A 26,045-nucleotide genomic window follows, 5' to 3' on the forward strand; every position below is an offset into this window, starting at 1 on the left:
CGCTCATCAGTCATATGCGGGAGCCCTGCATCGATGACAGAGGCGCGCTCTCTCCACAGCATCATTGATGCGAAGCAAATCCAGAGTCTTCCGTGGTTCCACTGAGATCGTCTTTTATGACGGGATCATTGCACCCGAAGAACGCGCCGACGAAGTCCGCCCTAAACTGCGACGGTGCGGCTCCACTCAACCTCGTGATCGGGGCCGACGGCTGCATTCATCGGTGCGTAGCGGCGCCAACAACAGGATTCAGGTGCAGTTTTTTTGCTCGCACTGCACTCGTCTTAGTTGCAGACTTCGAAGTTAACAAGCTGGCCGCCGTTTTGGCTTCTTGATTCGAGGCGGCAGCCCGGACCCACCGGCCTGCAACTAGCCCGCCCACAGATCATCTGTCCACTAGCTTGCGGCTTCGCGGGGGCTCCTTCGACCTTCTTCCGCTCGTCGTCGCGCGGTTTGTTATTCTCGCGCGTCGCAACAGGTTTCTTGTCCTGAACCTTCTCGCACTCATTGTCGTCATTGATGCGATAGCCGGCGCCGCAGGCGATCTTGACGCAATTATCGCCATCGGCCCTGAAGCCGCGGTTGCAGACCAACGGGCAGACCCGCCCCGGCTTTGCCTTGATGGCGTCGAGCGCCTCGAAGCTCGCCAGCTTGGCGTCGAACTTCGTGCCGGCATGCTTGTTGAACAGGGCCAGCGAGCGCTGCGAGGTCGCATTCCACTCGCCGTCCGCATTGCTCGCGAGACAGCCGACGCGGCGCAGTTCTGACTGCACGAGTTTGGCGGTCTCCTGGGGCGAGAGAGAGGGCGGCGACTGGGTCGGGGCCACGGCCGCGACCTTCTGTTCACCGTCACGCTGGGCCTTCTCAGCCGCCTGTTTCGCCGGCTCGGCAGCCGCCTTGTCGTTTGCAATCTTTTCCGCGAGCGTCTTTTCGGCAGCCTGCTTGTCGGCCAGCGCCTTGGCGACGGCTGCTTCTGCATCCTTCCTGCGCTGCTCGGCGGCCGCCGCCTTGGTCTCTTCGACCTGCTTGGCCTTCTCGGCCGCAATGCGGGCATCTTCGGCAGCCTTCGCGGCGGCCGCAGCCTTGTCCTGCTCAGCCTTCTTGGCGCGCTCTGCCACGAGCCGCGCCTTCTCGTCTTCAGCCTGCTTGGCTTTCTCTGCTGCGATGGCGCGGGCATCTTCGGCCCCGATCTTCTTCAATTGCACCCGCGCAAGGTTCGCGTAAAAACCCTCAGGGTAGGCTTGGAGGAACGCTTCCCATGCGTCGCGATCACCTGCCTGCAGTGCCAGCTCGTAATCGCGGCGAACTGCATCTTGGGGATTCGCTTGCGGCCCGGTCGCGACCGGCTTGGCCGGAACAAGGGCCACGTCGTCACCGCCGAGCGAGCCGTAAACGAAAGGCTCCTGCTTGTTGCCGGTGGTCTTGAGCACATCATCGCGAATGAATCGAAAGGCCTTGCCCAGGTCGAGCCCCGGCGTGGGCAGGCGTTCAACCAGAGCTGTGGCAAACGGGCTGTTCTTCGTATCGCCATCGGACGCAGTTGAGCCCGCCTTGGCCGCGAAGGCGACCATCGTGTTCGGGCTGGTCGGCTCCACCTTGGCAAGGCCGCGTCCGATGGCCCGCGAGGCTATCGTACGCTTCATCGTCTTGGCGAAGGGATTGTCGCGGCAGGCATCCAGGATGACGAGGCGCAGTTGCTTGGCCGGTTCGACCGCAAACAGCACCCGGTCGAGCGAAAACGCCTCGTCGAGAACATCGGTATCGGTCTCCAGGGCGCCATCGGTCGGGATCAGATAGTTGGTGCCGTCAAGCTCGATGCCATGGCCGGCGTAGTAGACGACAGCAACGTCCGCCTCTCGGACCTTGTTGCCGAACTCCCGCAGCGCCTTGCGCATGTCGACTACGGTCAGGTCGAGCTTGACGTCGACCGTATCGAACCCAGCCTTCCTGAACATGCCGCCGACCAGCGCCGCATCGTTCGCGGGATTCGCGAGCCTCCCCACGTTCTTGTAGGCCGAGTTGCCGATGACGAGCGCGACGCGCTTCTCGGCCAGCGCCGCGCCGGTTCCAAGCCAAGTCGTAAGCCAGCTCGCAATAATCAACAAACCAAACAGCCGAAGCCGCATTCCAGCCCCCGAATGCAATCGCGTCAGATTATTTCGCAGGATAGCCAAAAAGCAATCTATGATCAGTGATGCCAGTCACACATCGCTACGGCGATCCGGACAATTCCGCTATCGGGTGGAATACCCAACGGCATATTCAAATCGATCTTCCCATGTTGCCCATTGTGCTCCTGTTTTGCCCGACGGGTCAACGCTCGTTCGAAAAAGACGAAATGCTCGATGGCGCCAATGCTTGGCTACTGTGCATGGGGTTGTTTTCGCAGTTTTTGGTTTACGAGCTCCAGCCCAAGCCGAAGTCGGGCCGAGAAGCCCCGCTCAGCCCTTCGGCCCGCGCAACTGCGCCGTCAGCTTCTCCATCGCTTCCGCCGCATCGCGCCACTTCGACAGCCAGCTGCGCGGAAAGCGGAAGGTGAGGTCGGCGCCGCCGACGCGGCGTTCGGCGAGGCACATGCCGGGCGTCGCTCCATCGCGCGTGCAGCGCGCGGTCAGCGCCGGACTTGCGGCAGAATAGAGATCCTCGCTGCCGTAAGGCGTATCGGCGCGGAACACCCGCATCGTCAGCCCGTCCTGGGGCGTTGCCGCGGCCTGGTCGAGATAGCGCGGATAGATCGTGGCTGCGCGCTGCTCGGGCGACATCGCATCGCGATGCGCGGCGATCGACAGGAAGATGCGGTCGATCGGCTGCATCGCCGCATCCACGCTATCGGCGGTGACGTGCTTCGGCGCGCCCGGCGGCTCCAGCGAGGGATACAGGAAGTCGAGATCGATCCGCTCCTGCGGCCCGGAGTGGCGCTGGATCTTCATGCGGATCGCAGTGGTCGGCAGGTTGAACAGCGTGCCGCCGACGCTCACTGGCAGCTTGTCCGGGGCACTCGCGCCGCTCGGACCCCAGGTCGGCCACAACAAATAGGCGACGAGCGCGACGGCGCACAACGCGGCAGTGCCGCCGAGCACGATCGGGATGACGTGGGCCCGGGTGCGCGCCCGGGGCGATTGAGGGGAGGTTGCCGAAAATACCGTCATGAGCCGCGCGAATGAGCCGGAAGTCGGCCGATGGCCGACGAATCAGCGGCGAATATGCCACGTGGTGGCGATTTCGCGGAGCGTTCGCCGGCTGCAGGGAAGGGAGAGAGGCCTGCGTGGAACGGCCGGCGGCGTTAACCTTCCCTTAAGGATAATGTAGCGTTAACCGGCACTCTTTGTCACAGGAAGGCACCTCGCGTTGCGTAAGGGCGGACCGTTCCGATGACACCTGAAGCTCTCAATACATTCTTCTCGATCGGCATCGGTTTCGCGCTCGCGGGCGCGCTCGTGAGCGGGTACCAGACGGTCGCACAGCGGCCCGCCGGCTTCGGTCTGTTGCAGGACGGCGTGGCGCCGAAGACCTTCGCGGCGGTTCCGTTCCTGGTGTTCGCGGCGCCTTTCATCATCATGCGCAACACCCTGCGCGGCAGGCAGCTGGAGAGCCGCCGCGTCGAATTCGTGATGATGGCCACCGTCATCGCCGGCTTCTGGAGCATGATGAGCGGCACCTTCTTCCTGATGACGCTCCGCGCGGCCGGCGTTCTGGTCTGATGCGCCCGCTGTAGGGCTGCCTGCACGGCGGGCCTTTGCTTCGAGGCTGCCGTTTCGCTATGGCTGGGGTTGACCCGACAGGAGACCCTCATGGCGATCTACGAGCTCGACGGGCAGGCGCCCGACCTTCCCGCCGACGGCGACTACTTCATCGCGGAGACCGCGACCGTGATCGGCCGCGTGCGCCTGAAGCCGGGCGCGAGCGTCTGGTTCGGCGCGGTGCTGCGCGGCGACAATGAGTGGATCGAGATCGGCGAGGGCGCCAACGTGCAGGACGGCTCGACCTGCCACACCGATCTCGGTTTTCCGCTTCAGATCGGCAGGAACTGTACGATCGGCCACAACGTCATCCTGCACGGTTGCACCATCGAGGACGGCGCGCTCGTCGGCATGGGCTCCATCGTGATGAACGGCGCCAGGATCGGCCGCAACAGCATCGTCGGCGCCGGCTCCGTTATCACCGAGGGCAAGGAATTCCCCGAACGGTCCCTGATCATCGGCTCGCCGGCGCGGGTGATCCGCACGCTCGACGACGCCCAGGTGCAGAAGATGGGCAGCGCCGCGAAGTTCTACGTGGCGAACGGCCCGCGCTTCACGAAGGGCCTCAAGCGGATCGGGTGAGCTCAGCTTCCTTCAGACTCGCGCGCTTCTATTGCGCTTGCGACCTTCTCGTGCCCCGCGGACCAAAGGGCATGCTCGTCGCTGCCGTCCTGGTACGGATTGGCTTCCGCCGGAATGTTTTGACGCGCCGCGCGTTCGCCTTCTGCAAAAGCATCGCGATCGTTCATCGTGACTGCGCCTTTCTGTTTCCGGAGCAGAAGATCAGCTTGAGCGGTGATCGTGCCCGCCTTCCCGGTTCAAGCTGATGCGACGGCATTTGTTCCGGAACCGGTCTTGGCTGCGGCGGTTGACCGGCGAAGGAGAATTTCGATGGCCAGATTGCCCACAATTCGTTCGACCAAAACCGTGATCGCGATCTTCGCCCTTGCCGCGATGCCGGCCGTATCGTTCGCGCAAGCCACCGGCGGCTCTGCGGGATCGGCCGGAAGTGTCGCCAATTCTCCGGCTCCCGCGCCCGGCACCAACAGTCTGGGTACGGCTCAATCATCGGGAGCGAATGGCGCCTCCGGAACCACCACCGGGACCGGCGCAGGTGGATCCACAGAGGCCGCCGTCAACGCCGAGAACCGGCTGCTCGACAAGAAGCTCAAGAGCATCTGCCGCGGCTGCTGATGCTCGCGCGGAAGTGAGACAGTGAGGCTGTCAGGAACGCCGCAAGCCAATTAGCTTGGTCCTGCTTTGAGGCGTGGAGCGTCTCCACGCGGAGGATCGAGTGATGTTACGGAAGATGATGTTGACGGCGCTGGCCGTGGTGGCGGTTGGGTTGTCGATGCCGCAGGCGGCACAAGCGGGCGGTCACGGCGGCTGGGGCCATGGCGGCGGTGGCTGGGGCCATGGTGGCGGCTGGGGTCATGGCGGCCATTGGCATGGCGGTGGCTTCTGGCCGGGCGTCGCCATCGGGGCGGGTATCGCCGGCGCCGGTTACTACGGCGGCTATTACGGCTACGGTTACCCCTCCTACGGCAGTTCCTATTACTATGGTACCGGATACGATGATGGCGGTTATGGTGGCTGTTACGTCGTCCGCAAGCGCGTGATGACGCCTGCGGGATGGCGATACCGTCGCGTCGACGTCTGCGAATGAGGCGGGAGGATCTGGGCCACTAAAAAACAAGGCCGTTGACGCAATATACCGTCAACGACCTTGCCAGCCCCGGACATTGAAATCGGCTCACGCCATCCGGTAACGGCGAGCATCGCTTGGAATCATACGGGCGAATGTGATCCAGTTCACAAGTCCAAAAATTTAGGCGGCGCCGACTGATCAGCCGCGGGAGCGCTTGCGTGCGCTGGCCTGGACGCGGTGCCGTGCAGGTTTCCTGCGGGTAACCGAGGGAGCCTCCGCCTCGGTCGCCCGGGCGCTGGCAAAGGATTGCCGCAGGCCGTCGATGGACTCGTTGAGTGTCGCGACCTGCTCGGACAGACGCTTGGTGTCGGCCTGCTGGAATGCGAGCAAGCGCTTCACACTCTGGAGCTGGTCCTGCACGACCTGGAGCTGGTCAATCGATTCCTGCTGGGTTGCTTCCAGCCCCTTGGTCTTCTCGACCAGTTGCTCGGAGGCCTGTGCGGTGCGAGCCTGTAGCTGCCGCGTCGCCACCACCCGGTCGGTCTCGGGAGCTGATCCGGTATAGGCGCGCCAGATCGCGATCGAGGTCACACCGGCGATCAGCAGGAGGAGGGCGGCGGCGGTCAGCGCGATCGGCTGGGCGCCGAGGCGAAGAAGCGGGTTGGACGGTGCGTCCTCTGCGAGATCGATCATCGCTGACAAAGCCCAAATTGAAACTTGGTGAGTGGCGAAGACCGGCAACCCTGAGGCCGCCGGGTGTCCCGAAAGCGTTACGTTTCGGCAAGGAATGGGACCAAAAAGAGGCCAAGAGCAAAAATACCAGCAATCAGGAGGCCTTGAGGCCTCCGAACGCGCGTCAGGGGCGGAGATCAGGGCTGAAACGGCGAAAACGGACCCGAATAAGTCTTCGATCGGGGCGCCGCGTAGGGCCCGAGCCGGGAGGTCTTCAGTCCCAGTCGCACCAGTGATTCCGCCAAGGTCACCGCGGCGGCGACGCCGTCGATGACGGGGAGGCCGTGCGTGGCGGCGAGTTCATTGGCGAGATCGGCCATGCCGGCGCAACCGAGCACGATGGCCTCCGCGCGGTCGTCGCGGATCGCGGCCGTGATTTCGGTACAGATTTTTGCGAGCGCATCGGTGTTGCGCTCCTCGAGCGCGAGCACCGGCACCTCGGCGGCGCGGACGCGGACGCAGCGATTGGCGAGGCCGTATTTCCGCAAATTATGTTCGATCGGCACGATGGAGACACCGAGCGTCGTCACCACGGCGAAGCGCGCGGCGATCAGGCTCGCCATGTGGAAGCCCGCCTCGCCAATGCCGATGACGGGTGCCTTTGCCGCGGCGCGTGCGGCGTCGAGGCCGGTGTCGTCGAAGCAGGCGATGACATGCGCATCCGCGCCGTCGCGGTCGGCCTCGCGGATGCAGCCGAGCATGCCCGGCACCGCGAACGCCTCGTCGTAAAATCCCTCGATCGAGACCGGGCCCATCGTGGGCTGGCGCGCGTCGATCAATGTGTCGGGCAGGGCGATGTTGCGCGCCGCGGCGGCGATCTTCGCCGTCATCGACGCCGTGGTGTTGGGGTTGACGACGTGGAGTCGCATCAGATCAGACAAGCCCTTTGCCGGCGTCCGAGCCTTTGGCCGCCTGCCGCCTGTTCAACATGTGGATGGTGCCGAGCGCAAGGCTGATCACCGTGAACGAGACGGCGGAGATCACGGTGCCGAGCGCATAGATGTCGGGGTTGGTCACGGTGGTGGTGAGGCCCTGGAGATCGAGCGGCAACGTGTTCACCGCACCGATCGCCTGGCTGGAGCGTGCGAGCTCGTCCCAGGAGAGGGTGAAGCCGAACAGGCCGATACCGATCACCGAAGGCAGGATGATCGGCAGCACGACATGACGGAAGGCCTGCCACGGCGTCGCGCCGAGATCGCGCGCGGCTTCCTCAAGGCGCGGGTCGAAGCGGTTGAAGATCGCGAACATGATGAGGAGGCCGAACGGCAGCGTCCAGGTCAGATGTGCACCGAGGCCCGAGGTGAGCAGGCCCATCGAGGTTTCGAAATTTTCGTTGATGGTGCCCTTGATCAGATCGTCGATGATGCGGAATTCAAGCGAGATGCCGAGCGAAGTGATGATCGAGGGCACGATGAGGCTCGCGATCGCGGAGTAGAACAGGATGCTTTGCGCCTTGAACTTGCGGCGAAACGCCATGCCGGCGGCGACCGACAGAACGACGGTGACGATCATCACGATAATGCCGAGCAGCAGCGAGCGGCGAAAGGCCGCGCCGAGATCGACGATGCCGGTGCCCTGGAACAGTTTTGCGATCCAGAAAGTCGACACACCGTTCATCGGGAAGGTGAGGCCGCCCTGCGGCCCCTGGAACGACAGCACATAGATCGCGATCATCGGGCCGTAGAGAAACAGCGTGTAGGCCGCGAAGAAGATCGCGAGCACGTAGAAAGAGCGCGGGCGTCCTTCCTTCATGCTCTAGAGCTCCTTCTTGATGTCGACGATGCGCGACATCATGGTGATGATCAGGAAGGTGATGACGAGCAGGATCACGGCGTTGGCCGCTGCTGCCGGGAATTGCAGCGCATTCACCCGCGTCTCGATGATCTTGCCGGCGGCCGCGATCTGCTGCCCGCCCATCACGCCGATGGTGATGAAGTCGCCCATCACGATGGTGATGACGAAGATCGAGCCGATCACGATGCCGGGCTTGGCGAGCGGGATGATGACGTTGACCAGCGTCTGGAAGCCGGTCGCGCCGGCGTCATAGGCGGCCTCGATCAGCGATTTGTCGATGCGCACCATCGAGTTGAAGATCGGCACCACCATGAAGAAGGTGAAGAGGTGAACCAGCGCCAGCACCACGGAGAATTCGGAGAACAGCAGCCATTCAACGGGATGGTTGATCAGCCCCGTCTTCACCAAGCCTGAGTTGACAAGGCCATTGCGCCCGAGCAGCGGAATCCAGGCGATCATGCGGATCACGTTGGAGGTCCAGAACGGGATCGTGCAGAGCAGCGACAGTCCCATCTGCCAGGTTTTCGACTTGACGTGGAAGGCGAGGAAGTAGGCGACCCAGAAGCCGATGAAGAGGGTGATGACCCACACGAGGAAGCACAGCTTCAGTGTCTTCAGATAAGTCTTGGCGATGGTGCAGAGATCGGGGAGCTGCGCGATGCAGCCCTCGAACGTGTCGGTGTAGCCGCGGCCCGAGAAGGCCGGCAGCAACTGGTATTCGTTGTAGTCCCAGAACGAGACGATGACGACGAAGACGAGCGGGATCAGGAAGAAGGCGAGGAACACCAGCATCATCGGCCCGGCCTGAAGCCAGGAGATGAAGGACGGCGACAGCCGCGCCGCTTTGCTGCGGCGCGCCGTCTCCGATCCCCGGACCAGGTCCGGGGATGCCTGTTGCAAAATGTCCTCCGACGTGTCCATCAGGTTACGCCGCGATGAACTCGTTCCACTTGCGGACCATGTAGTCGTTCTCGTCCATCACGGCGTTCCAGCACGCGACGCCGCCCATGCGGTCCTCGTAGGAGCCGCCGTCGCGCACGGCGCCGGCCTTTTCCAGCAGCGAGCCGTCGGGCGCCTTGATGTCCTTCTCGGCCGCCTTGCCTTCCATCCAGTAGGCCCACTCGTAAGGCTCCATATGCGCCTTCGCGGTGGAGAGCACGGCTGAGTAGTAGCCCTGGCGGTTGAGGTAGGCGCCGGCGTAGCCGGACAGGAACCAGTTGACGAACTCATAGGCCCATTCGAGCTTCGCACCCGAGACGCCCTTGGAGACGCAGAAGCCCGAAGCCCAGGAGCGATAGCCTTCCTTGAGCGGCTGGAAGGTGCAGGCAATGCCCATCGAGCGGACCTTCGTCACCGCCGGCGACCACATCGACTGGATGACGGTCTCGCCCGAGGCCATCAGGTTGACGCTCTCGTTGAAGTCTTTCCAGAAGGCGCGGAACTGACCGGCCTTCTTGGCCTCGGTCATCACCTTCATGGTGAGATCGATCTCTTCCTTGGTCATGTTGCCCTTGTCGGCATATTTGTACTTGCCGGTGGCTTCCACGACCATCGCGGCATCCATGATGCCGATCGAGGGGATGTTGAGGATCGAGGCCTTGCCCTTGAACTCAGGGTTGAGCAACTCGGCCCACGAACTGATCGGACGCTTGATGATGTCGGGACGGATGCCGAGCGTGTCGGCGTTGTAGACGGTCGGGATCAGGGTAACGAATTCGGTGGCGGACGTCGCGAATTTCTTGGAATCCTTGCCTTCGAGATAGAGCACCTTCCAGGGCGCGGTGCCCTGGTTGCCGATCTTCTTGCCACCGGGCGTCTGGCCCTTGGTGAAGACGGGCGTGATGTTGTCGAATTCCTTGATCTTCCTGGCATCGAGCGCAAGAATGTTGCCCGACGGCACCAGCTTCTTCAGCGAGAAGTATTCGGTGTCGAGCACGTCGAAGGAGTTCGGCTGGGTCATCACGCGCTTGGTGACGTCGTCAGTGGTCGCGGTGATGTATTCGATCTTGATGCCGGTGTCCTTCAGGCACTGCTTGGAGATGTCGTCGCCCTCGTTCACCGCGGTGCCGAGATAGCGCAGCACTTTCGGCTCGGCCGACATCACATAGGGAAAACCGGTGATGGCGCCGGAGCCGGCGGCAAGGCCGGCGAGACCCGCGGTGCTCTTCAGTAGCGTGCGGCGGCTAAGGCCCTTCTTCCTGGTCGTTTCGGTCATATCACTCACTCCTCTGTTGCGCATTCCGGTGATTGATCGGCGCTATTGCAGACGTTGCGCCTTGGCGGGATCCCAGGTAGCCAGCACGCGATCGCCCGGCCGGAACTGGTGGACGTCGAAGGCAGCCTCGGGAAGGTGGGAGAACAGGGCGGTCCCGTCTTCGAGCGTGAGCGAGACGGCGATGTAGGAGCCCTGGTACTCGGTCTGGGTCAGCAGCGCCGGCGCGCCGACCGCGCCGTCGGCGATCGGCACGATGCCGAGCTGATCGGCGCGCACGGCGATGAGTTTGCCTGCGTCGCTGAGGACGTTGTGACCGCCGATGAAGCGCGCCACGAATTCGGTGCGGGGATGATGGAAGATGTCGCGGGCACTTCCCTGCTGTTCGATCCTTCCCTGGTTCATCACCACGATGTGGTCGGCGAGCGCCATCGCCTCTTCCTGGCCGTGCGTGACCTGAACGAAGCTGATGCCGAGTTCGCGCTGCAGCCGCTTCAGTTCGCCCCGCATCTTCACCCGGAGGAACGGATCGAGTGCCGAGAGCGGCTCGTCGAGCAACAGGATCTGCGGCTCGGTGATCAGCGCGCGGGCGAGCGCGACGCGCTGCTGCTGGCCGCCGGAGAGCTGTGCGGGGAGGCGGGCCGCGTAGGGCGTCATCGCCACCAGCTCGAGTAATTCGCCGGCGCGCTTGTGCCGCGTCGCCCGGTCGATGCCGCGCATTTTCAGGGCAAACGCCACGTTGTCGAGCACGCTGAGGTGCGGAAACAGCGCGTAAGACTGGAACATCATCGCCGTGCCGCGCTTGGCGGGTTCGAAATCGGTGACGTTCTGCGGGCCCAGGATGATGTCGCCTTCGCTGACCGCCTCGTGGCCGGCGATCATGCGCAAGGTCGAGGTTTTGCCGCAGCCGGAGGGGCCGAGCAGGCAACAATAGGTGCCGGCCGGGATCTTCAAATTGACGGTGTCGACCGCCAGCGTCGTGTCGTAGCGCTTGCTGACGGCGACCAGTTCGAGGGCGGCGGGAGTGGCCATGGCGTGTCCGGGGCGAGGGCGATGCTGCGCCTCTCTCCGCAAGGTCCATGCCAATCGCGCTTGAATCGTTCTCGGCCGGCCGAATTCCAAAACAGTGCAGCGGAGTCAGATCGTTAGATCGAATCCCACGGGTCTGGGCGGCTCGTGGCCTTCGCAGTTGCGTGCACACAAAACAGGCGCGGATTGTATAAAGTTTCGCCTGTGATTGGATACAGCTGGTCGATTAGGATTCGACGCCATCTTCGACGATCGAGTCCTTACCCCCATGGCCGCCAAGTCCCGATCGAAATCCGACGCGCCAGATGCGAGCGATCGCGTCAGCCGCATCCGGGAAGGCGTGACCGCGGCGATCCTCGAGCATCGCCTGCTGCCCGGCACGAAACTCGGTGAGGACGAGATCGGCGAGATCTACGGAGCAAGCCGAACGCTGGTTCGCACCGCGCTGCAACAGCTCGCCCATGAGGGCATCGTCAATATCGAGAAGAACCGCGGCGCCTTCGTCGCGCGGCCGACGCCTGCGGACGCCCGCGAAGTGTTCGAGGCGCGCCGCCTGATCGAGCCGACGATCGTCGATCACGCCGTTGACGCGGTGTCGCCGGCCTGGATCGGGCGTCTCCAGCGGCATCTAGCCGAGGAACGCGAGGCGGAGCTGCGTGGCGACGCGCGTGCTTCGGTCCGCCTCTCCGGCGACTTCCATCGACTCGTCGCGGAGATGAGTGGCCACAGCATCTATCTCGGTTTTCTCAAGGAGCTGATTGCCCGCTCCTCGCTCATCATCCTGCTCTACCGCCGGCACGACACGCCGGCCTGCGGCACCGATCATCACGCCGGGATCGTCGCCGCGATCCGCAAATGCGACAGGGAGGCCGCGCGCGCGCAGATGTTGTCGCATCTGAACGAGATCGAGGCCGAGCTGTTCCTGAAGGATCCCGCCGCCGACGAGTTACGGCTCGCTGACGTGCTCGGGGTCTGAGCTCAACGAGGCGCGTCCGCACCCGGGTGGGCGCGGCGGCGGCTATTGCGGCTCCAAACCGAGAGTCTTGATCGACTCGAGCCAGACCGGCCCTTCCTTTTCGTAGAGCGCAATCGAGGATGCGCGATCCATGGCCGGCTGGTCGACGCCGAAGGCATCGAGCAGCTTCTGCACGCGCTCCGTCTTGCCGCCTTCGACCATCAGCTTGGCGAGCATGTCGATCCGGTCTGCCGGCATCGCAGCGGGCGCCACCAGCGCGGTAAAGCTGATCAGCTGGAAGACATTGCCGGTGACCCCTTGCTCGGTAAACGTCCTGGTCTCGGGCAGCTTCTTCATGCGCACCGGCGTCGGCACGGCAATCGGGCGGCCGATGCCGGTATCGAGCACCGGAAGCGCGGCCTGATAGCTGCCGACCGCCGCCTGAATCACCCCGGCGGCCAGATCCTGCCACATCGGCGCTTCGCCGCGGTAATGCACGATGGAAATGTCGAGACCGAATTGGCGGTTGAGCTCGGCGATCGCAATATGCGCGAACGAGCCGATGCCGTACGAGCCGGCCGTGACCTTGTTGCCACGTGCGTACGCGACGAACTCTTCGATCGTCTTTGCATTGGTGGCGGAATGGACCACCAACGGCAGATGCCCCGAAGGCGTCACCGCGACGATCGTGAAATCCTTGTCAGGATCATAGGCCAGCGATTTCAGCAGCAGCCGGTTACCGAGCAGGGTGGACGAGATCGTATACATCAGCGTGTAACCGTCGGCCGGGGAATCCTTCACCGACTGTGCCGCCAGCGCGCCGCTGGCTCCGGTTTTGTTTTCGACGATGACCGGCTGGCCAAGCTTCTGCGAGATATATTCGCCATAGGCGCGGGCGAAGGCATCGGTGATGCCGCCTGCCGGCGTCGAGACGACGATCCTGATTGCCCGGGTCGGCCAGGCTTCGGCCCAAGCCGTTTCAGAAGCGGCCAACGTCAGGCATGCAATCGCGGCAGCCCAAATTCTCGCGGATGTCCGCACTTCGGCCTCCCCTTGTCCCTGTGTCATTGGGCAGCCGGCAGCCGCCGCAACGAGGTGTCACACGGGCGAGGAGGAGGGTCAAGAAATCAAAATATCGTTTCACTGTGTGAAATGATCATCGCCGACCTGCAGGAGAACCCGGCGCAGCAAGCTTGGCGCCGAGCGCCTCGGCAAGTGCGGAAGCGACCTTCTTCATCGGAGGTACGAAGCGGCGGATGCCTTCCTCCGGACTGACCGCTTCGCGGAGCATCATGACGTTCATGCTGCCGAACAGCCGGTTCTGAAGCGCGACGGGAACGCCAAGCGCCCAGACTGCGCCGCCGAAGATACTGCGGCTGTAGCTGTCGTCCATCACCGCGAACCCGGCTTTGCGGATCGTGCGCAGCGCCTTGGTGAGCTTGTCGGGATTGCGGGCCAGATCGTTCCAGGGCTCCGGACCGAGGGCAAGCCGCGCGGCAATGCGCTCCTGCTCGGCGGGCTCGCAGAAGGCGAGATAGGCGCGTCCCATCGAGGTGCCGAGGACGGGAAAGCGAAAACCCGGCGGACGGCTGAACAGCAGCGATCCGTCCACGCGCGTCGTGTGGGCGATGACCATGGATTCCTGATCGAGCACGGCAATGTCTGACGGCCAATGGATCTGCTTGCGGAATTTGTTGAGGATGGGTTCGGCGATGCCGCCAATCCAGGTCGGCTCGTCGTAGCCTGCGCTGAGCAGCAGCGCGCGTCCCGTCGGCGCGTAGCTGGCCGGCTCGGTCCGGCGCACCACATAACCTTCATGCTCCAGCGTCTCCAGCATACGGACGATCGTTGACTTGTTCAGCCCCGTCGCCTTGTGCAGCGAGCCGACGGTCGACTGCCGCTCCTGATTGATCACCCGAAGGACTTCGAGACCCCTGGACAACGCGATGACGGGACGGAACGACGTCATGGCAGCTCCTTGTTATGGCGTGTGCCGCTAGCCGATGAAGCAACCGCCGGAGGAACAGGGCGGCGCGCTCGACGCCATCGTCACCGATTGCGGGAAGGTTGGCATGAGTCAAGCTCGCTGACGCGTTCATCTCGGTTTCGAGAAGGGCGGGATTCGCAGTCCATTCGATCGCTTGGTGTGCCCAGCGGCAATTTAGTTCCTGTGGTCGAGCTGGATTGTGCACTCCCAGCCTCGTGTGGACGGTCGGGCGCTGCGACGTCGCGTGACTATTCTTCGCGAGCCGCACCGGCTATAGGATGGCGCTCTGTCATCGAACTGTCATGTTACCGTAAATGCTGAAGTCAGACGCAACGCCGGTTCGCAAGGCTCCGAGCGCGCGGGATGGGAATCCTGCTGCGAGGGACAACAAGAGAACGCAAGTCGTCGCAGGCTTCTTCAGGCAACGTGAACCAACCGAACTCGTCGCGGAACCTGTGATCGATCAGACGCCGTCGCAAGACGCGGAACCGGCAACGGAACTACTCCGGTCGAGCGCTGCCGCGCATGGTGCCGGTGAGATCGAGCTCAAGCTTCTCGTCGATGCCGATCGCATGGCGCATTTCAACGCCGCGCCTGTGATCGCGATCAACGCGCGCAACAAGGGCACGCGCAAGCGGCTCAAGTCGGTGTATTATGACACGCCGGAGCGGACACTTCGGCGCAACGGATTGAGCCTGCGCGTTCGTCAGAGCGGTGCGCGCTTCGTGCAAACCGTGAAGACCGATGCGGTGGACGATCCGCTCCGCCGCGGTGAGTGGGAGGCGAGCGTGCCTTCGCTTGCGCCCGATCTCGCTTTGGCAATGCCCTTCATCCCCGAGAAGCTTCGCGGCCACCTGGAAGCGCAGCCGCTCGAAACGGTCTTCACCGGCGATGTCCATCGCCACGCGCGGCTGATCGACCTGCCGTCAGGAACGGTCGAGATCGCCTTCGACCAGGGCGTGCTGACGGCCGCCGATCGGTCGCAACGGGTGAGCGAGATCGAACTTGAACTCAAGAGCGGCAGCGCGAGCGCGGTCTACGAGATTGCGTTGCGGCTAGCGGAGCACGGCGACGTAAAGCCGTCCATCCGCACCAAATCGGCTCGTGGCTTCGACCTTGCCGCCGACAAGCCGCCCTCGGCGCGACGCCCGCGAAAACTTCGCCTCGATGCCTCGGTGACGCTCGACGAGGCCTTCGCCACGATTCTGCGTTCCTGCTTCCTCCATTTGCTTCAGTCGCTGCCGGCTGCCGAGGATGGCCGCAATCCGGAAGGAATCCATCAGCTGCGCGTCTCGCTGCGCCGGCTGCGGTCGGTGCTGGATCTGATGCGTTCGGCGGGCGTGTCGAGCAATGTCGATACGCTGCGAACCGAAGCCAAATGGCTGGCGCAGGATTTGTCCGCCGCGCGCGACTGGGACGTGTTCCAGATCGAGACCTTGCCGACGATCGCTACAGCCTGTCCGTCGGTCGCGGGCTTCGATGCGCTGGGCCTGGCTGCGGCCGGGCGCCAGTCCGACGCCTATCGCAAGGCGCATGGCGCCCTCGAAGATCGCCGCTGCGCCATGTTCCTGCTCGGCCTCGGCAACTGGATCGAGGCGCGCGGCTGGCGCAACGATGTCGCCACCGAGGATCTCGGCCAACTCGCCGAACCCGCGGCCGACTTCGCGGCACGCATCCTGTCGGCGCAATACGCCAAGGTGCTCAAGCGCGGCCGCCGCTTCAAGTCGCTTTCCGCCGAAGGTCTGCACCGTGTACGGCTCGCGACCAAGCGGCTGCGCTATCTCAGCGAGTTTCTGCTGCCGCTGTTCGCAGACCGCAAATCCACGCGAAAATTTTCGCGCAGGCTCGCCGGCTTGCAGGAGCAGCTTGGCGCGTTCAACGACATGGCGGTCACGGCATCATTGCTCGACCGGCTTGATGCCGAGCCTGACTGCGCCATCGCCGCGGCGGCGATTGCCGGCTGGCAGGCGCGCGCGTCGGTCGGGGTGCAACCCGCCCTGCAAAGCACATGGCGCGATTTCACCGCCGCGCGCGTGCCCTGGTCGCGGCAGACGCCGCAGAACTAGGCGAAGTACCTCCCCAAAAAAGTTGCGGCCAGCCATTGGGGGATGGCTGGCCGCGCGCGAACCGGTCTGGGACGGGGAGGGGTGGGGATGTGACCGGGTCGCGTATCTCTTTCGTTTGTCTCTACTGATCCCTTGCGCTGGCGGTGGAGACCGCCGGCTTGGTGTCGCCGAGCGAGACCCAGACATTGGGATCGCTCTGCGACTGGCGCTTGACGAAGCGGTAGCCGGTCTCCGTCCAGGCAACGACGTTCTCGTTCTGATTGTCCAGAACGAACTCGCCTTTGTCGGTCTTCACCGTCAGCACCGCGTGTCCTTCGCCCTTCTTGTCGCGCACGACGGTGATGAGCAGGGCCTCGCGCGGCCATCCGGCATCGATCAGCATCTTGCGCTTCAACAGCACGTAGTCTTCACAGTCGCCATAACCGTCCGACGGCAGCGACCACTTTTCGATCACGCCCCAGTGCTCCTGGTCGGTCAAAGGCTTGACGGTCTCGTTGACCCAGCGATTGACCTTGACGAGGTCGCGCCATGCAGCCTGCGACATCACGATGTCACGCGCTTGCGTCGGTGCGCCCTGGCATTGAGCGGCATTGTCCGCACAGAACTCGACCCAGCCGATCGGCGCACGCGTGGTGTCGCCGAGGCTTGCGTAGAGCAGACGGCCTTCGCCGGCCTGCGCTGCCGCGCTCATTCCGAAGAGCATGGCGGCGAGCGCCAATCCCTTCCCCTGTCCCCTGAAATCAAACATTGCGGCCCCCGTTTCTTGTTGGGACCACATTGCGCAGGCAGCTTTTGAGTTGCCGCTAAGTCAGCCAAGTCAAGTCGAGACGAATGCAAGTAAAACACGCGGCGAATTCGATCTATACTTGAGTCAAACTTGAATAAAATTCGATATGACTGCAATTGATTCAAATTTTATCGATTAACGCGGAAATGCTGGCGGAACCGTTGTTTGCATGCACCCGCAGCCTCCGCGTTAACCCACGCGAGGCCCGTCACGACCCATGAAAAAGGCGGCGTCCGCATCGCGGAGGCCGCCTTCAGTACTGGAAATGCAGTGGTTTTGGTGCCTTCGCGCTTTACCGCGCGGTAACGCTCTCTTCGAGAGTTTCAATTGGCTGCGAATGCATGAACTCGAGCGCGAAGCCGTCTTCGAGGTTTCGGACCACGCGGCCCTGCACCCGGCCGAGCAGAACCGTCGATTTCAGCGGAGGGCGGTTCTCGGCGGCGATGGCGGCGCCCGACAGCGAGAGGTCGATGATGCGGCAGGTCATCTTGGTGCCGTCCTCGAGCGTCAGCACCGCAATCGGATTGCGCGGCACGATACGATCGTGGCGGCGGTCTTCCGGCAAATTGAGGATGTCGCGGTTGGCGAGCCAGGTCAGCTGTGCCGCAAGCTTGTCGCGCTTTCGCGGCGTCGCACCGACCGTCATGGCGAAGCCATTGTCGATGATGCGGGTGATCTTGCCCTCGACGCGGCCGATATGGTCGAGATAGGCGACCACGCGGTCACCGACATTGCCAATGCCGGGGGCCAGCAGCGCCAGCCCGCCCGGCGACATGTTGATCACCTGGCAGGGGAATTCCCGGCGGTCCGGCAGCATATAACGGCCGAGCAGGTGCACCTTGACCCGCTGGAAACGCCGACGTTCCTCGGCGGCCGGAAGAAATTTTTTGTGCGCCAACGCCATTTTCACAACCCGACCCCCCGCCTGGCGGAGTCCGGGACGACCCTAAGGTGCACAGGGTTAATGCCGCGTTAGGATCGGGCGCGGCGATGACGAACAGCCACAATGCGTTCGAAAAGCCACATCAGGGGCGGGCAGGCCAGCACCGTCAGCGCGCCGAGGTCCAGCGCGACCGCGGCAGTGCCGGCCGATTTGGCGAGCCGGCCCGCCACCGCCGGCCCCAGCATCATCGCGGCATAGAAGAGAGTGTAGAACACGCCCATCCCGATCGCCCTGGTTTCCGGCGCGAGTACGCGGGCGGCCAGGCTCATGATCGGGCCGGCGGGAAGGCCGCCGATCAAGCCGCCCAGGACGAGGATCGCGATCACAGCGTCGGACCGGGTCAGCCAAGCGAGCAGACCGGCCACCACGAGGCTCGCCGCGATCGCCACGACAAAGGGGCGCTTGGTGCGATCGGCGAGATATCCGCCTGAAGGCACCGAGATCACCGACAGCCACATCACGAGACTGATCGCCGAGCCCGCCGCCGCAATGCTCCAGCCGCGCTCGACGAGCAATGAGGGGCCGAACGAGAAAATCATGGCGAAGCCGATATTATAAAGGCCCCAGATCGCACCCGCGACGATCACCGCCAGAAGCGCGAGTGGATCGAGCCGCCCGGAGCCGGCCGCGCTGGCGGTTGCTCCCGGCGGCGCTTGGTAGAAAATGATCAGCACAATGCCGGTCGCGGTCAGCGCGCCGGTCACGAGAAACACGGCGCCGGCGCCATACGCCGTGCCGATCGCCGGCAGCACCAGCAGCGAGATCGCAACCCCGGCCGGCCAGGAGTTGACGAAGATCGCCATCGCGGTGGCGATCTCCTTCCCCGCAAACCAGTCGGTGCCCATCTTCGTGAGTTGCACGGTCAGCAGCACGCCGCCGGCGCCGGAGGCGAGCCGGCCCGCCATCTGCCAGCCCCAGACGTCGGTGGTGGCCATGACGAGACTGCCCGCCGTCATCAGCAGCAGCGCCACGATCGTGGTGGGCTTGTCGCCGAGCGTCCGGCCGATCGCGCCGCCCGGCAGCGCCAGCACGATGCCCGGTGTGAAATAGAGTCCGATCAGGATGCCGATATCGGCGAGTCCGACGCCGAAGCTCTGCTGCAGCAGCGGCGCGACCGCGGCCACGCTCTGGAACTGGAACGCGATGGTGAGGCGAACGACGAACAGGATCGCAAGTATGCCCCAGCGATTGCGCAACGTTTCATCTCCCCAAACCCTGTATCGAGCGTGCGGTGGGGAGAGGCCGGAGTCAACCGCAAGCTCTGAGCTTATGTCTTCCTCGTCGCGCGCCCATAGAGAAGACATAGCAGCGCCAGCAGCACTGCGGCCGAGAGCCCGAGCGACCAGTGAATGCCGATCGCCGCACCGAACAAGCCGACCGTGATGCCGCTGAAGGCTCGCATCCCGAGCCCGGCCATGTTGTAGAGGCCGACGACGCGGCCGCGAATGTCGGACGGCGCGTTCAACTGCACCAGCGCCTGCGCCATGGTGTTGAACGACAGCTCGAAGAAGCCTGCAAAAAACAACAGCACGATCGCGACCGGATAGATCCGCACCGAGGCGAAGCCGAGCAGCGCTACGCTCCACAGCATGGCGAGCATGATCGCGGTGCGCGGCGTGCCCTTGAGCCGTCCCCAGGATTCCAGCGCGATGCCGGCGAGCAGTGCGCCGGCAGCATCGGCCGCGAGCAGCACGCTGTAGGAGATTCCGGGATCGCCGTGGCCGAGATCGCCGGCAAAGCCCGGCATCTGCGCGTGATAGGCGTTGCCGATCATGAAGGAGGTGAGGCCGGCGAGCCATGTCATCGCCGTCAGCACCGGCTGCGTGCCGATGGCGCGGATGGTCAGCATGATGTCAGCAAGGCCGCGCACGGCGAAGCGCCGCACCGCGACACTCTTGTCCCGCACCGGCGCCCAGAACAGCCACAGCAGCATCGGCAGATAGAACAGCGTGTTGAAGATGATGCCATGCGAGGTGCCGAGCGTGAGCATGATAACGCCGCCGACGGCAGGTCCGACCAGAATGCCGAGATAGCGTGCCATCGCGTTCAGCCGCACCGCGCTCGGAAGATCGGCGGGACCGACGAGGTCGTAGAGCAGGAGCTGGTTCGGCGTCTGCCACAACACGCCGGCGCAGCCATGGATCACCAGCAGCAGCATGGCGTGCCACATCTGGATGGTGTCGGTGATGAAGAAGAAGCCCCAACCGGCCGAGGCAACGATGAACAGCAGCATGCCGCACTGGATGATGCGGCGCGGATCGACCCGGTCGGCCAGCCCGCCAACCGCGACCGAGAACAGCAGGAACGGCAGCCAGTGCGACAGCACCGCAAAGCCCGCCAGCGCCGGTGAATGGAATTTCTGGAACACCACCCAATAGCTGATCACGTGCTCGATATTGTCGGCCATCATCGCCAGCACGTAAGCGATGAACTGGAGCCGATACGGCACCGACTTCATCGCCGCGAACGAGCCGGAGGCGACGACGGGATTTTGAGGGAGGGGGTTCAAGCGGGCACCTGGGTGGGACTTTCGCGCCGTGCCTACACGTTCGCCGTCGAGTGCTCAAGGCGTGCTTGGATATCTGTCATGCACTGCCGCCACAAGCTCAACCGTCATCCTGAGGTGCGAGCGCAGCGAGCCTCGAAGGATGAGCCGCAAGCTCCTGTGGCCCATCCTTCGAGGCGCGCAAGAGCGCGCACCTCCAGCGACAACCGCTTTGCGGTTGCGCGGGGATGACGATGGTGAGTGTGGCAGGCACTGTAGCCCGGATGAGCGAAGCGATATCCGGGAACGCTGGCCCCGCATGTCGCTTCGCTCATGCGGGCTACAAGACCGCGGCTTGGCACGACCGCGCATCTCACATACGCTTCGCCTCAGCCCGCACCAATCAATCATAACAGACGGGCGTCGAGGAAACAGCCATGGACCAGATCCGCGTCTGCACCCACGCAGGGCCCGGGAGCGAACCCGTCATCCGCACCGTGCCGTGGCCGAAGGTCGGCCGCAAGGCTGCGCTGATCAAGGTCGGCGCCTGCGGCGTCTGCGGAACCGACCTGCACATTCTGAAGGGGCATTGGCCGAAGCCGCTGCCGTGGCCGTTCACGCTCGGCCACGAGCTCGGCGGCATCATTGTCGAATGCGGCGACGAATTCACCGAGGACTTCATGAGTAAGCCGCTCAAGGTCGGATCAAAAGTGATGATCCCGCCGCTGATGCCCTGCGGCCGCTGCTATTACTGCATCCATTATCCCCTGACCGCCAACAAGTGCCTGACGCCGGTCTATTACGGCCGCTATCTCGGCTTCGATAAGGCGCCGCATATGTGGGGCGGCTGGGCCGAATATGTCTATGTCGATCTCGACATGCTGCCGGGCACCAAGATCTACAAATTGCCTGACGACATGTCGCTGCGGCTGGGTGCGCTGTCGGAGCCGCTGACCTCCTGCATCCGCGCCTTCAACCGCGCGAGCCGCGCCGGCGGTTTCACCTGGGGCGACACGGTGGTGATCCAGGGCTCGGGCCCAATCGGCATTCTCGCGGTCGCCGCCGCGCAGGAGATGGGAGCAGGGCGCGTGATCTGCGTCGGTGCGCCGGAGGAGCCGCGGCTCAAGCTCGCGCGCGAGTTCGGCGCCGAGGCGACGGTGAACATCGACGAACTGAAGTCACCACAAGACCGCATCGCGCGCGTACGCGACATCGTCGGCGGCTTCGGCGCCGATCTGGTGATGGATTGCTCGGGCCACCCTTCAGCCGGCCCCGAAGGCATCGAGATGTTGCGAGACGGCGGCACCCATGTCGAGATGGGCCAGTTCACCGACGCCGGCTCGATCGAGACCTCCTGGCACCGCATCTGCACCAAGGACCTCAATGTGCTGGGCTCCTGGGGTTTTACCGGCAACGATCTGCCGCTCGGCGTCGACATGCTCTACCGCACGGCGGACAAATATCCCTGGCTGAAAATGCAGACGATCTATCCGTTCACGGAAGACGGCGTCGCGCAGGCGGTCAGGGACGCGATGGCGATGAAGACGGTGAAGTCGACGATCGTGCCGTGGCCGGAATTGGTGGCGTGAGAAATTCGTAGCCCGGATGGAGCGCAGCGCAATCCGGGATTCTTGACCGTGGCTCCCCGGATTCCGCTACGCTCCATCCGGGCTACGGGCGGGCGTTTGGTATGAAGGACGAGATGACAAACGAACAAACGACCGAACCAGGCGAGCGCTCCCGTTCGCCCTTCAACGCCATTCGTGCCATCGACTACACCGTCATTTTCGTGCGCGACATGGCGGCGATGCGCCGCTTCTACGAGGAAGTTCTCGTGTTTCCGCTGCTGCGGGAGTTGTCGTCGAACTGGATCGAGTACGGCTTGGGCCCCAACACGTTGGCTCTCGCTACACCGGGCCGGACCGCGACTGACGCGCCGGTGCCTCACGGGAGCGCCTCGCTGCAACTGGCCTTCAAGGTCTCCCCGGCCGAAGTCGATGCGTGCGCCGATGAACTGGTGCGGCAGGGCGTTGCGCTGCTGTCGCCGCCAACGAACCAGTCGTTCGGGCATCGGACGCTGTTCTTCCGCGACCCCGACGGCAATCTCTTGGAGGTCTATGCGGAGATATGAACCACGCAGCGGAGGGCCTGTGAACGAAAAGTTCCATTGAACATCCGCGAGTTATTCACGCCGGGGTGAAACTTAGGCCCGGGTTTCGGCTTTCAGTTCACGGGAGAGTTCATCGTGAAGCGGATCCTGAAACCCGTCACTTACATCCTTGCCGCCATCTACTTCCTGGTGGATGCGGTCTTCATGGCCGTGGCGAGGCCGATCTCGCGCTGGATCGGGCGGCATATCGAATTGAAGCGATTGCGCGGCTGGATCAGATCGCTGTCGCCTTATTGCTCGCTCGCCCTGTTTTCCGTACCCGTCATCATCCTGGAGCCGGTCAAGCCCGTGGCAGCCTATCTCGCGGCGACCGGTCAGATCGTGAGCGGGGCCGTGACGTTCATCATCGGCGAGCTGCTCAAGCTCGTGCTGGTCGAGCGCCTGTTCCATCTCACGCGTGACAAGCTGATGCGAATTCCGGCTTTTGCCTGGGGGTACGGCAAGTACTCCGAGGTGAAGGCGTGGCTGCAGGCAACCGACGCCTGGCGCGCCATCCGCGCACTGAGCCGTGCGGCCAGGGACACTCTTGTGCGGGCAAGAGCTAGACTGGTCGGCGGCTTCAGCAGCCTGGTGACCTCCAGGGATTGAGGCTGCAGGCATAGAGCTGCGCTGGGCGAGTTGCCCTCTATGCGAGCTTGCGGGCCGCAGCGGGCGCTCCGGCCCAAGATATCCCTCTATATGCAGCGAAACGGCTCGAAAACGCTGGATGTAGTGGGTCGAGCTGGCCAGTAAGCTTATTCTCGGCATCACCAAAGCCATGCGTCATAGGCATGGTGATTTGCCCGCACTTGGCGTAAAGAGCGTCCAAATCAAATCACCACGCGGGCGGCTGGACCATTTGCCGCCTACGCAGCTTCAGGTCGCGCGGCTCGACGTTCCGCGCCTGGACCAACCAAGGTTTATCCCGTGTCTTTTCCGACCATGAGTGCGCCGCTCGCCCGAGCTTTGGCCGAGCGCAACTACGACCGTCCGACCCCTGTTCAGCTCGCCGTGCTCACGGACGAGGCTGCTGACCGCGACCTGTTGGTTTCGGCCCAGACCGGCTCCGGCAAGACCCTGGCCTATGGGCTGGCGATGGCCAAGGATCTGTTGGGCGACGCTGAGCGGTTCGAGCGGGCGGGTGCACCGCTTGCCCTGATCGTTGCGCCGACCCGCGAGCTTGCCTTGCAAGTCCACCGCGAGCTGGCGTGGTTGTACGAGCATGCGAGCGGGCGCGTCGTCTCCTGCGTCGGCGGCATGGATCCCAGGCGCGAGCAGCGCGAGCTTGCGGCCGGCGCTCATATCGTCGTGGGCACGCCCGGCCGGTTGTGCGATCATTTGCGCCGCGGCCGTCTCGATATCTCGGAATTGAAGGTGGTCGTGCTCGACGAGGCCGACGAGATGCTCAATCTCGGTTTTCGCGAGGACATGGAGTTCATCCTCAAGACCACGCCGGATACGCGCCGCACCCTGATGTTCTCGGCGACGTTCCCGCGCGGCATCGTCGCGCTGGCCAAGCAGTATCAGCAGCGGGCGTTCCGGATCGAGGTCGCCGGCGACGAAGGCGGTCATGCCGATATCGAGTACCGCGCGATCCGGATCGCGCCCGGCGATGCCGAGCACGCCGTCGTCAACGTGCTGCGCTTCTACGAGGCGCCGAGCGCGCTGGTATTCTGCAGCACGCGCGATGGCGTCCGCCATTTGCAGGCGGCGCTGCTGGAGCGCGGCTTCTCCGTGGTCGCTCTGTCAGGCGAATTGACGCAGAACGAGCGAACCACGGCGCTGCAGTCGCTGCGGGACGGACGCTCGCGCGTCTGCGTGGCGACCGACGTCGCCGCCCGCGGCATCGATCTGCCGAGCCTCGACCTCGTCATTCATGCCGACCTGCCCAACGACGCCGAGGTCATGCAGCATCGTTCCGGCCGCACCGGCCGCGCGGGCCGCAAGGGGACGAGCGTCATGCTGGTGCCGCCCGTGCGGCGGCGGCGTGCGGAAATGCTGCTGAACGTCTCGGGCATCGACGCGGTCTGGGGGACGGCGCCGCAGCCGGATGAGATCCGCAAACTCGATCACGAGCGCATGAAGGACGTGCTGTTCACGGAGGAGACCACCGCCGACGATCTGGCCCTGGCGCAGGCGCTCTTGGCCGAGCGATCGGCTGAGGAGATCGCCGCGTCACTCGCACGGCTCTATCGCGCGCGGCTGCCGTCGCCCGAGGACATCATGGATCCCGGCGAGCGAGCTGGCCGGCCGCGCGAGGATCGCGGTCGCAACGATACGCGCGCTCCGCGCGACGATGTTCGCGCATCGCGTGGCGATGATCGGCCCGAAAGGGCTCGACCCAAAGCGGGAAAATCGTCGTCGAAACATGGCATGGCGGATGGCAGCGTCTGGTTCCGGGCCAACATCGGACGAAAAAAGAACGCGGAAGCACGCTGGCTGTTGCCGATGATCTGCCGTCGTGGCGGCATCGACAAGAACGATATCGGCGCGATCAAGATCATGGACACCACGACCGAGTTCGAAATTTCCGAGCGGGTCGCGGACTCCTTCGCCGTGAAGATCAAGCGTCCGGACAAGGAAGACAATATCCGTCTCGAGCCGATGGCGGATGCGCCGCAGCGGCAGGCGGCATCGGAAGAGCGGCCCCACGCGCCGCGGCGCGACAGCGGCGACAGCGATCATCGTGAACGCCAGGGCGAACGCGCGCGCGAGCCGAACGGGTTCAAACCGCAAGGCAAACCTCACGGCAAGCCGCACGGCAAACCGTACGAAAAGCCGTACGCCGAGCGCACGCCGAAATTCGACGAGGCTCCTTCCTTCGCAAAGAAGAAAAAGCACAAGAACAAGCCGGGCCACGCCGAGCCCTCGGTCACGTCGTGGTCTGAGAAGGGCGCCCCCGGGAAGAAGCCGAAGACGAAAAAGAAGCATCGCGCCTGACGGTCGCCTTCCGGCGCCGACGGAGAGGGGCGTTACGTCGCAGCCAGGTCGCGCAGCATGTAGGTTGCGCTGTCGCCGTAGGTCGCGAGTTTTGCCCGCAGCTCCGCATCCGCGGTGACCGGCCGAAAGCCGAGACGCTGCCACAGCGGCCGCGTGGCGTAGACCGACACCAATGCGAGCGTCGCGATCCCTGATGCGCGCGCGAGCTGTTCGATCGCGATGACATAGTCGCGCGCGACGCCGCCGCGAAAGTCGGGCAGCACCGCAACGTCGTGCAAATAGATGCAATCCGCATCGCCGGGCAATTGCTCGAGGAAGCCGTCGAGCGGCGGAATCCGGTGCTGCATCCAGGGATGCGCGAGACCGTAGCCGACGATTCCGTCGTCCGCGACAAGCACGCGGCAGCCGTCAGGATAGAGCCGCATCTTTTCCGCGAAGACCTCAGGCCGCTCAGGCAGATCAGGATGGATCCGCGCTGCGATCGCGCTGATCGCCAGGAGATCGGAGGCGCGGGCGGGACGCCAATGCGGCTTGCTCATGTCGGTCCGTCGTTCCGTCTCAATGATCCCAGTTTATTC

26 protein-coding genes are annotated in these 26,045 nt (G+C 64.1%); 10 read left to right on the top strand and 16 right to left on the bottom strand.

Features of this window, described 5'->3' with window-relative positions; translation table 11 throughout:
* Positions 1-284: 284 nt before the first annotated feature.
* Positions 285-2,126 carry a caspase family protein gene (locus AC0L2F_RS13915; RefSeq protein WP_473248747.1) on the bottom strand — a complete coding sequence of 614 codons (1,842 nt, stop codon included), beginning with the start codon at positions 2,124-2,126 and terminating at the stop codon, positions 285-287.
* A 315-nt stretch (positions 2,127-2,441) separates the two neighbouring features.
* Positions 2,442-3,149: a hypothetical protein gene (locus tag AC0L2F_RS13920; RefSeq protein WP_473248748.1), complete on the bottom strand. Its 708-nt coding sequence runs from the start codon at positions 3,147-3,149 to the stop codon at positions 2,442-2,444.
* Between the two features lie 222 nt (positions 3,150-3,371).
* Between AC0L2F_RS13920 and AC0L2F_RS13925 the strand changes: the two genes are divergently transcribed.
* Together AC0L2F_RS13925 and AC0L2F_RS13930 are read left to right on the top strand one after the other, a co-directional pair.
* Positions 3,372-3,701: a DUF6949 family protein gene (locus tag AC0L2F_RS13925; protein WP_007611845.1), complete on the top strand. Its 330-nt coding sequence runs from the start codon at positions 3,372-3,374 to the stop codon at positions 3,699-3,701.
* A gap of 90 nt (positions 3,702-3,791) precedes the next feature.
* Entirely contained in the window at positions 3,792-4,322 is a 531-nt protein-coding gene (locus tag AC0L2F_RS13930) for a gamma carbonic anhydrase family protein (RefSeq protein WP_473248749.1), read from the top strand.
* A 2-nt stretch (positions 4,323-4,324) separates the two neighbouring features.
* Here AC0L2F_RS13930 and AC0L2F_RS13935 read toward each other — a convergent pair whose 3' ends face one another.
* The gene (locus AC0L2F_RS13935) at positions 4,325-4,489 is read right to left on the bottom strand and encodes a ribosome modulation factor (protein ID WP_007611843.1); all 165 of its coding nucleotides are present in this window, start codon (positions 4,487-4,489) and stop codon (positions 4,325-4,327) included.
* Positions 4,490-4,631: 142 nt separating this feature from the next.
* Here AC0L2F_RS13935 and AC0L2F_RS13940 point away from each other — a divergent pair, with 142 nt between their 5' ends.
* Together AC0L2F_RS13940 and AC0L2F_RS13945 are read left to right on the top strand one after the other, a co-directional pair.
* On the top strand, positions 4,632-4,934 hold the full coding sequence (locus AC0L2F_RS13940) for a hypothetical protein (protein ID WP_084777548.1): 303 nt from the start codon (positions 4,632-4,634) through the stop codon (positions 4,932-4,934).
* Between the two features lie 103 nt (positions 4,935-5,037).
* Positions 5,038-5,406 carry a hypothetical protein gene (locus tag AC0L2F_RS13945; RefSeq protein WP_007611840.1) on the top strand — a complete coding sequence of 123 codons (369 nt, stop codon included), beginning with the start codon at positions 5,038-5,040 and terminating at the stop codon, positions 5,404-5,406.
* A 180-nt stretch (positions 5,407-5,586) separates the two neighbouring features.
* Here AC0L2F_RS13945 and AC0L2F_RS13950 read toward each other — a convergent pair whose 3' ends face one another.
* From AC0L2F_RS13950 to AC0L2F_RS13975, 6 genes are all read right to left on the bottom strand, one after another.
* On the bottom strand, positions 5,587-6,081 hold the full coding sequence (locus tag AC0L2F_RS13950) for a hypothetical protein (protein ID WP_007611837.1): 495 nt from the start codon (positions 6,079-6,081) through the stop codon (positions 5,587-5,589).
* A 176-nt stretch (positions 6,082-6,257) separates the two neighbouring features.
* The gene (locus AC0L2F_RS13955; RefSeq protein ID WP_063995850.1) at positions 6,258-6,989 is read right to left on the bottom strand and encodes an aspartate/glutamate racemase family protein; all 732 of its coding nucleotides are present in this window, start codon (positions 6,987-6,989) and stop codon (positions 6,258-6,260) included.
* Between the two features lie 4 nt (positions 6,990-6,993).
* Positions 6,994-7,872 (bottom strand): ABC transporter permease, encoded by an 879-nt coding sequence (locus AC0L2F_RS13960; RefSeq protein ID WP_007611835.1) that lies wholly within the window; start codon positions 7,870-7,872, stop codon positions 6,994-6,996.
* Between the two features lie 3 nt (positions 7,873-7,875).
* Positions 7,876-8,835: an ABC transporter permease gene (locus AC0L2F_RS13965; protein ID WP_007602562.1), complete on the bottom strand. Its 960-nt coding sequence runs from the start codon at positions 8,833-8,835 to the stop codon at positions 7,876-7,878.
* Between the two features lie 4 nt (positions 8,836-8,839).
* Positions 8,840-10,129: an ABC transporter substrate-binding protein gene (locus tag AC0L2F_RS13970; protein WP_007611834.1), complete on the bottom strand. Its 1,290-nt coding sequence runs from the start codon at positions 10,127-10,129 to the stop codon at positions 8,840-8,842.
* A 42-nt stretch (positions 10,130-10,171) separates the two neighbouring features.
* The gene (locus AC0L2F_RS13975) at positions 10,172-11,158 is read right to left on the bottom strand and encodes an ABC transporter ATP-binding protein (protein WP_473248750.1); all 987 of its coding nucleotides are present in this window, start codon (positions 11,156-11,158) and stop codon (positions 10,172-10,174) included.
* A gap of 265 nt (positions 11,159-11,423) precedes the next feature.
* On the opposite strand from AC0L2F_RS13975, the gene AC0L2F_RS13980 reads away from it, so the two are divergent.
* Positions 11,424-12,131, top strand: coding sequence for a GntR family transcriptional regulator (locus AC0L2F_RS13980; RefSeq protein WP_473248751.1), 708 nt, complete (start codon positions 11,424-11,426; stop codon positions 12,129-12,131).
* 42 nt (positions 12,132-12,173) lie between these two features.
* On the opposite strand, the gene AC0L2F_RS13985 is transcribed toward AC0L2F_RS13980, so the two are convergent.
* Together AC0L2F_RS13985 and AC0L2F_RS13990 are read right to left on the bottom strand one after the other, a co-directional pair.
* Positions 12,174-13,103, bottom strand: coding sequence for a Bug family tripartite tricarboxylate transporter substrate binding protein (locus AC0L2F_RS13985; RefSeq protein WP_473248752.1), 930 nt, complete (start codon positions 13,101-13,103; stop codon positions 12,174-12,176).
* Between the two features lie 163 nt (positions 13,104-13,266).
* The gene (locus AC0L2F_RS13990) at positions 13,267-14,079 is read right to left on the bottom strand and encodes a helix-turn-helix domain-containing protein (protein ID WP_007611818.1); all 813 of its coding nucleotides are present in this window, start codon (positions 14,077-14,079) and stop codon (positions 13,267-13,269) included.
* Positions 14,080-14,411: 332 nt separating this feature from the next.
* Between AC0L2F_RS13990 and AC0L2F_RS13995 the strand changes: the two genes are divergently transcribed.
* Positions 14,412-16,163, top strand: coding sequence for a CYTH and CHAD domain-containing protein (locus AC0L2F_RS13995; RefSeq protein WP_473248753.1), 1,752 nt, complete (start codon positions 14,412-14,414; stop codon positions 16,161-16,163).
* 121 nt (positions 16,164-16,284) lie between these two features.
* Here the strand turns inward: AC0L2F_RS13995 and AC0L2F_RS14000 are convergent, their stop codons facing one another.
* From AC0L2F_RS14000 to AC0L2F_RS14015, 4 genes are all read right to left on the bottom strand, one after another.
* Positions 16,285-16,911, bottom strand: coding sequence for a transglutaminase-like cysteine peptidase (locus AC0L2F_RS14000; RefSeq protein WP_473248754.1), 627 nt, complete (start codon positions 16,909-16,911; stop codon positions 16,285-16,287).
* A gap of 331 nt (positions 16,912-17,242) precedes the next feature.
* On the bottom strand, positions 17,243-17,854 hold the full coding sequence (locus AC0L2F_RS14005; protein ID WP_007602573.1) for a PilZ domain-containing protein: 612 nt from the start codon (positions 17,852-17,854) through the stop codon (positions 17,243-17,245).
* Between the two features lie 68 nt (positions 17,855-17,922).
* A complete protein-coding gene (locus AC0L2F_RS14010; RefSeq protein ID WP_473248755.1) occupies positions 17,923-19,089 on the bottom strand; it encodes an MFS transporter in 1,167 nt (388 codons plus the stop codon).
* Positions 19,090-19,160: 71 nt separating this feature from the next.
* Positions 19,161-20,402 (bottom strand): MFS transporter, encoded by a 1,242-nt coding sequence (locus AC0L2F_RS14015; RefSeq protein WP_473248756.1) that lies wholly within the window; start codon positions 20,400-20,402, stop codon positions 19,161-19,163.
* Positions 20,403-20,815: 413 nt separating this feature from the next.
* On the opposite strand from AC0L2F_RS14015, the gene AC0L2F_RS14020 reads away from it, so the two are divergent.
* The 4 genes from AC0L2F_RS14020 (at position 20,816) to AC0L2F_RS14035 (ending at position 25,467) form a co-directional block, all read left to right on the top strand.
* Positions 20,816-21,967, top strand: a complete 1,152-nt coding sequence (locus AC0L2F_RS14020; RefSeq protein WP_473248757.1) for a zinc-binding dehydrogenase — start codon at positions 20,816-20,818, stop codon at positions 21,965-21,967.
* Positions 21,968-22,068: 101 nt separating this feature from the next.
* Positions 22,069-22,509, top strand: coding sequence for a VOC family protein (locus tag AC0L2F_RS14025; protein ID WP_084777549.1), 441 nt, complete (start codon positions 22,069-22,071; stop codon positions 22,507-22,509).
* Positions 22,510-22,623: 114 nt separating this feature from the next.
* Positions 22,624-23,136, top strand: a complete 513-nt coding sequence (locus AC0L2F_RS14030) for a hypothetical protein (RefSeq protein WP_473248758.1) — start codon at positions 22,624-22,626, stop codon at positions 23,134-23,136.
* 333 nt (positions 23,137-23,469) lie between these two features.
* Positions 23,470-25,467, top strand: a complete 1,998-nt coding sequence (locus AC0L2F_RS14035) for a DEAD/DEAH box helicase (protein WP_473248773.1) — start codon at positions 23,470-23,472, stop codon at positions 25,465-25,467.
* Positions 25,468-25,499: 32 nt separating this feature from the next.
* Here AC0L2F_RS14035 and AC0L2F_RS14040 read toward each other — a convergent pair whose 3' ends face one another.
* Entirely contained in the window at positions 25,500-26,006 is a 507-nt protein-coding gene (locus AC0L2F_RS14040) for a GNAT family N-acetyltransferase (RefSeq protein WP_473248759.1), read from the bottom strand.
* Positions 26,007-26,045: the final 39 nt, after the last annotated feature.

Source organism: Bradyrhizobium sp. Ken64, from assembly GCF_055807555.1.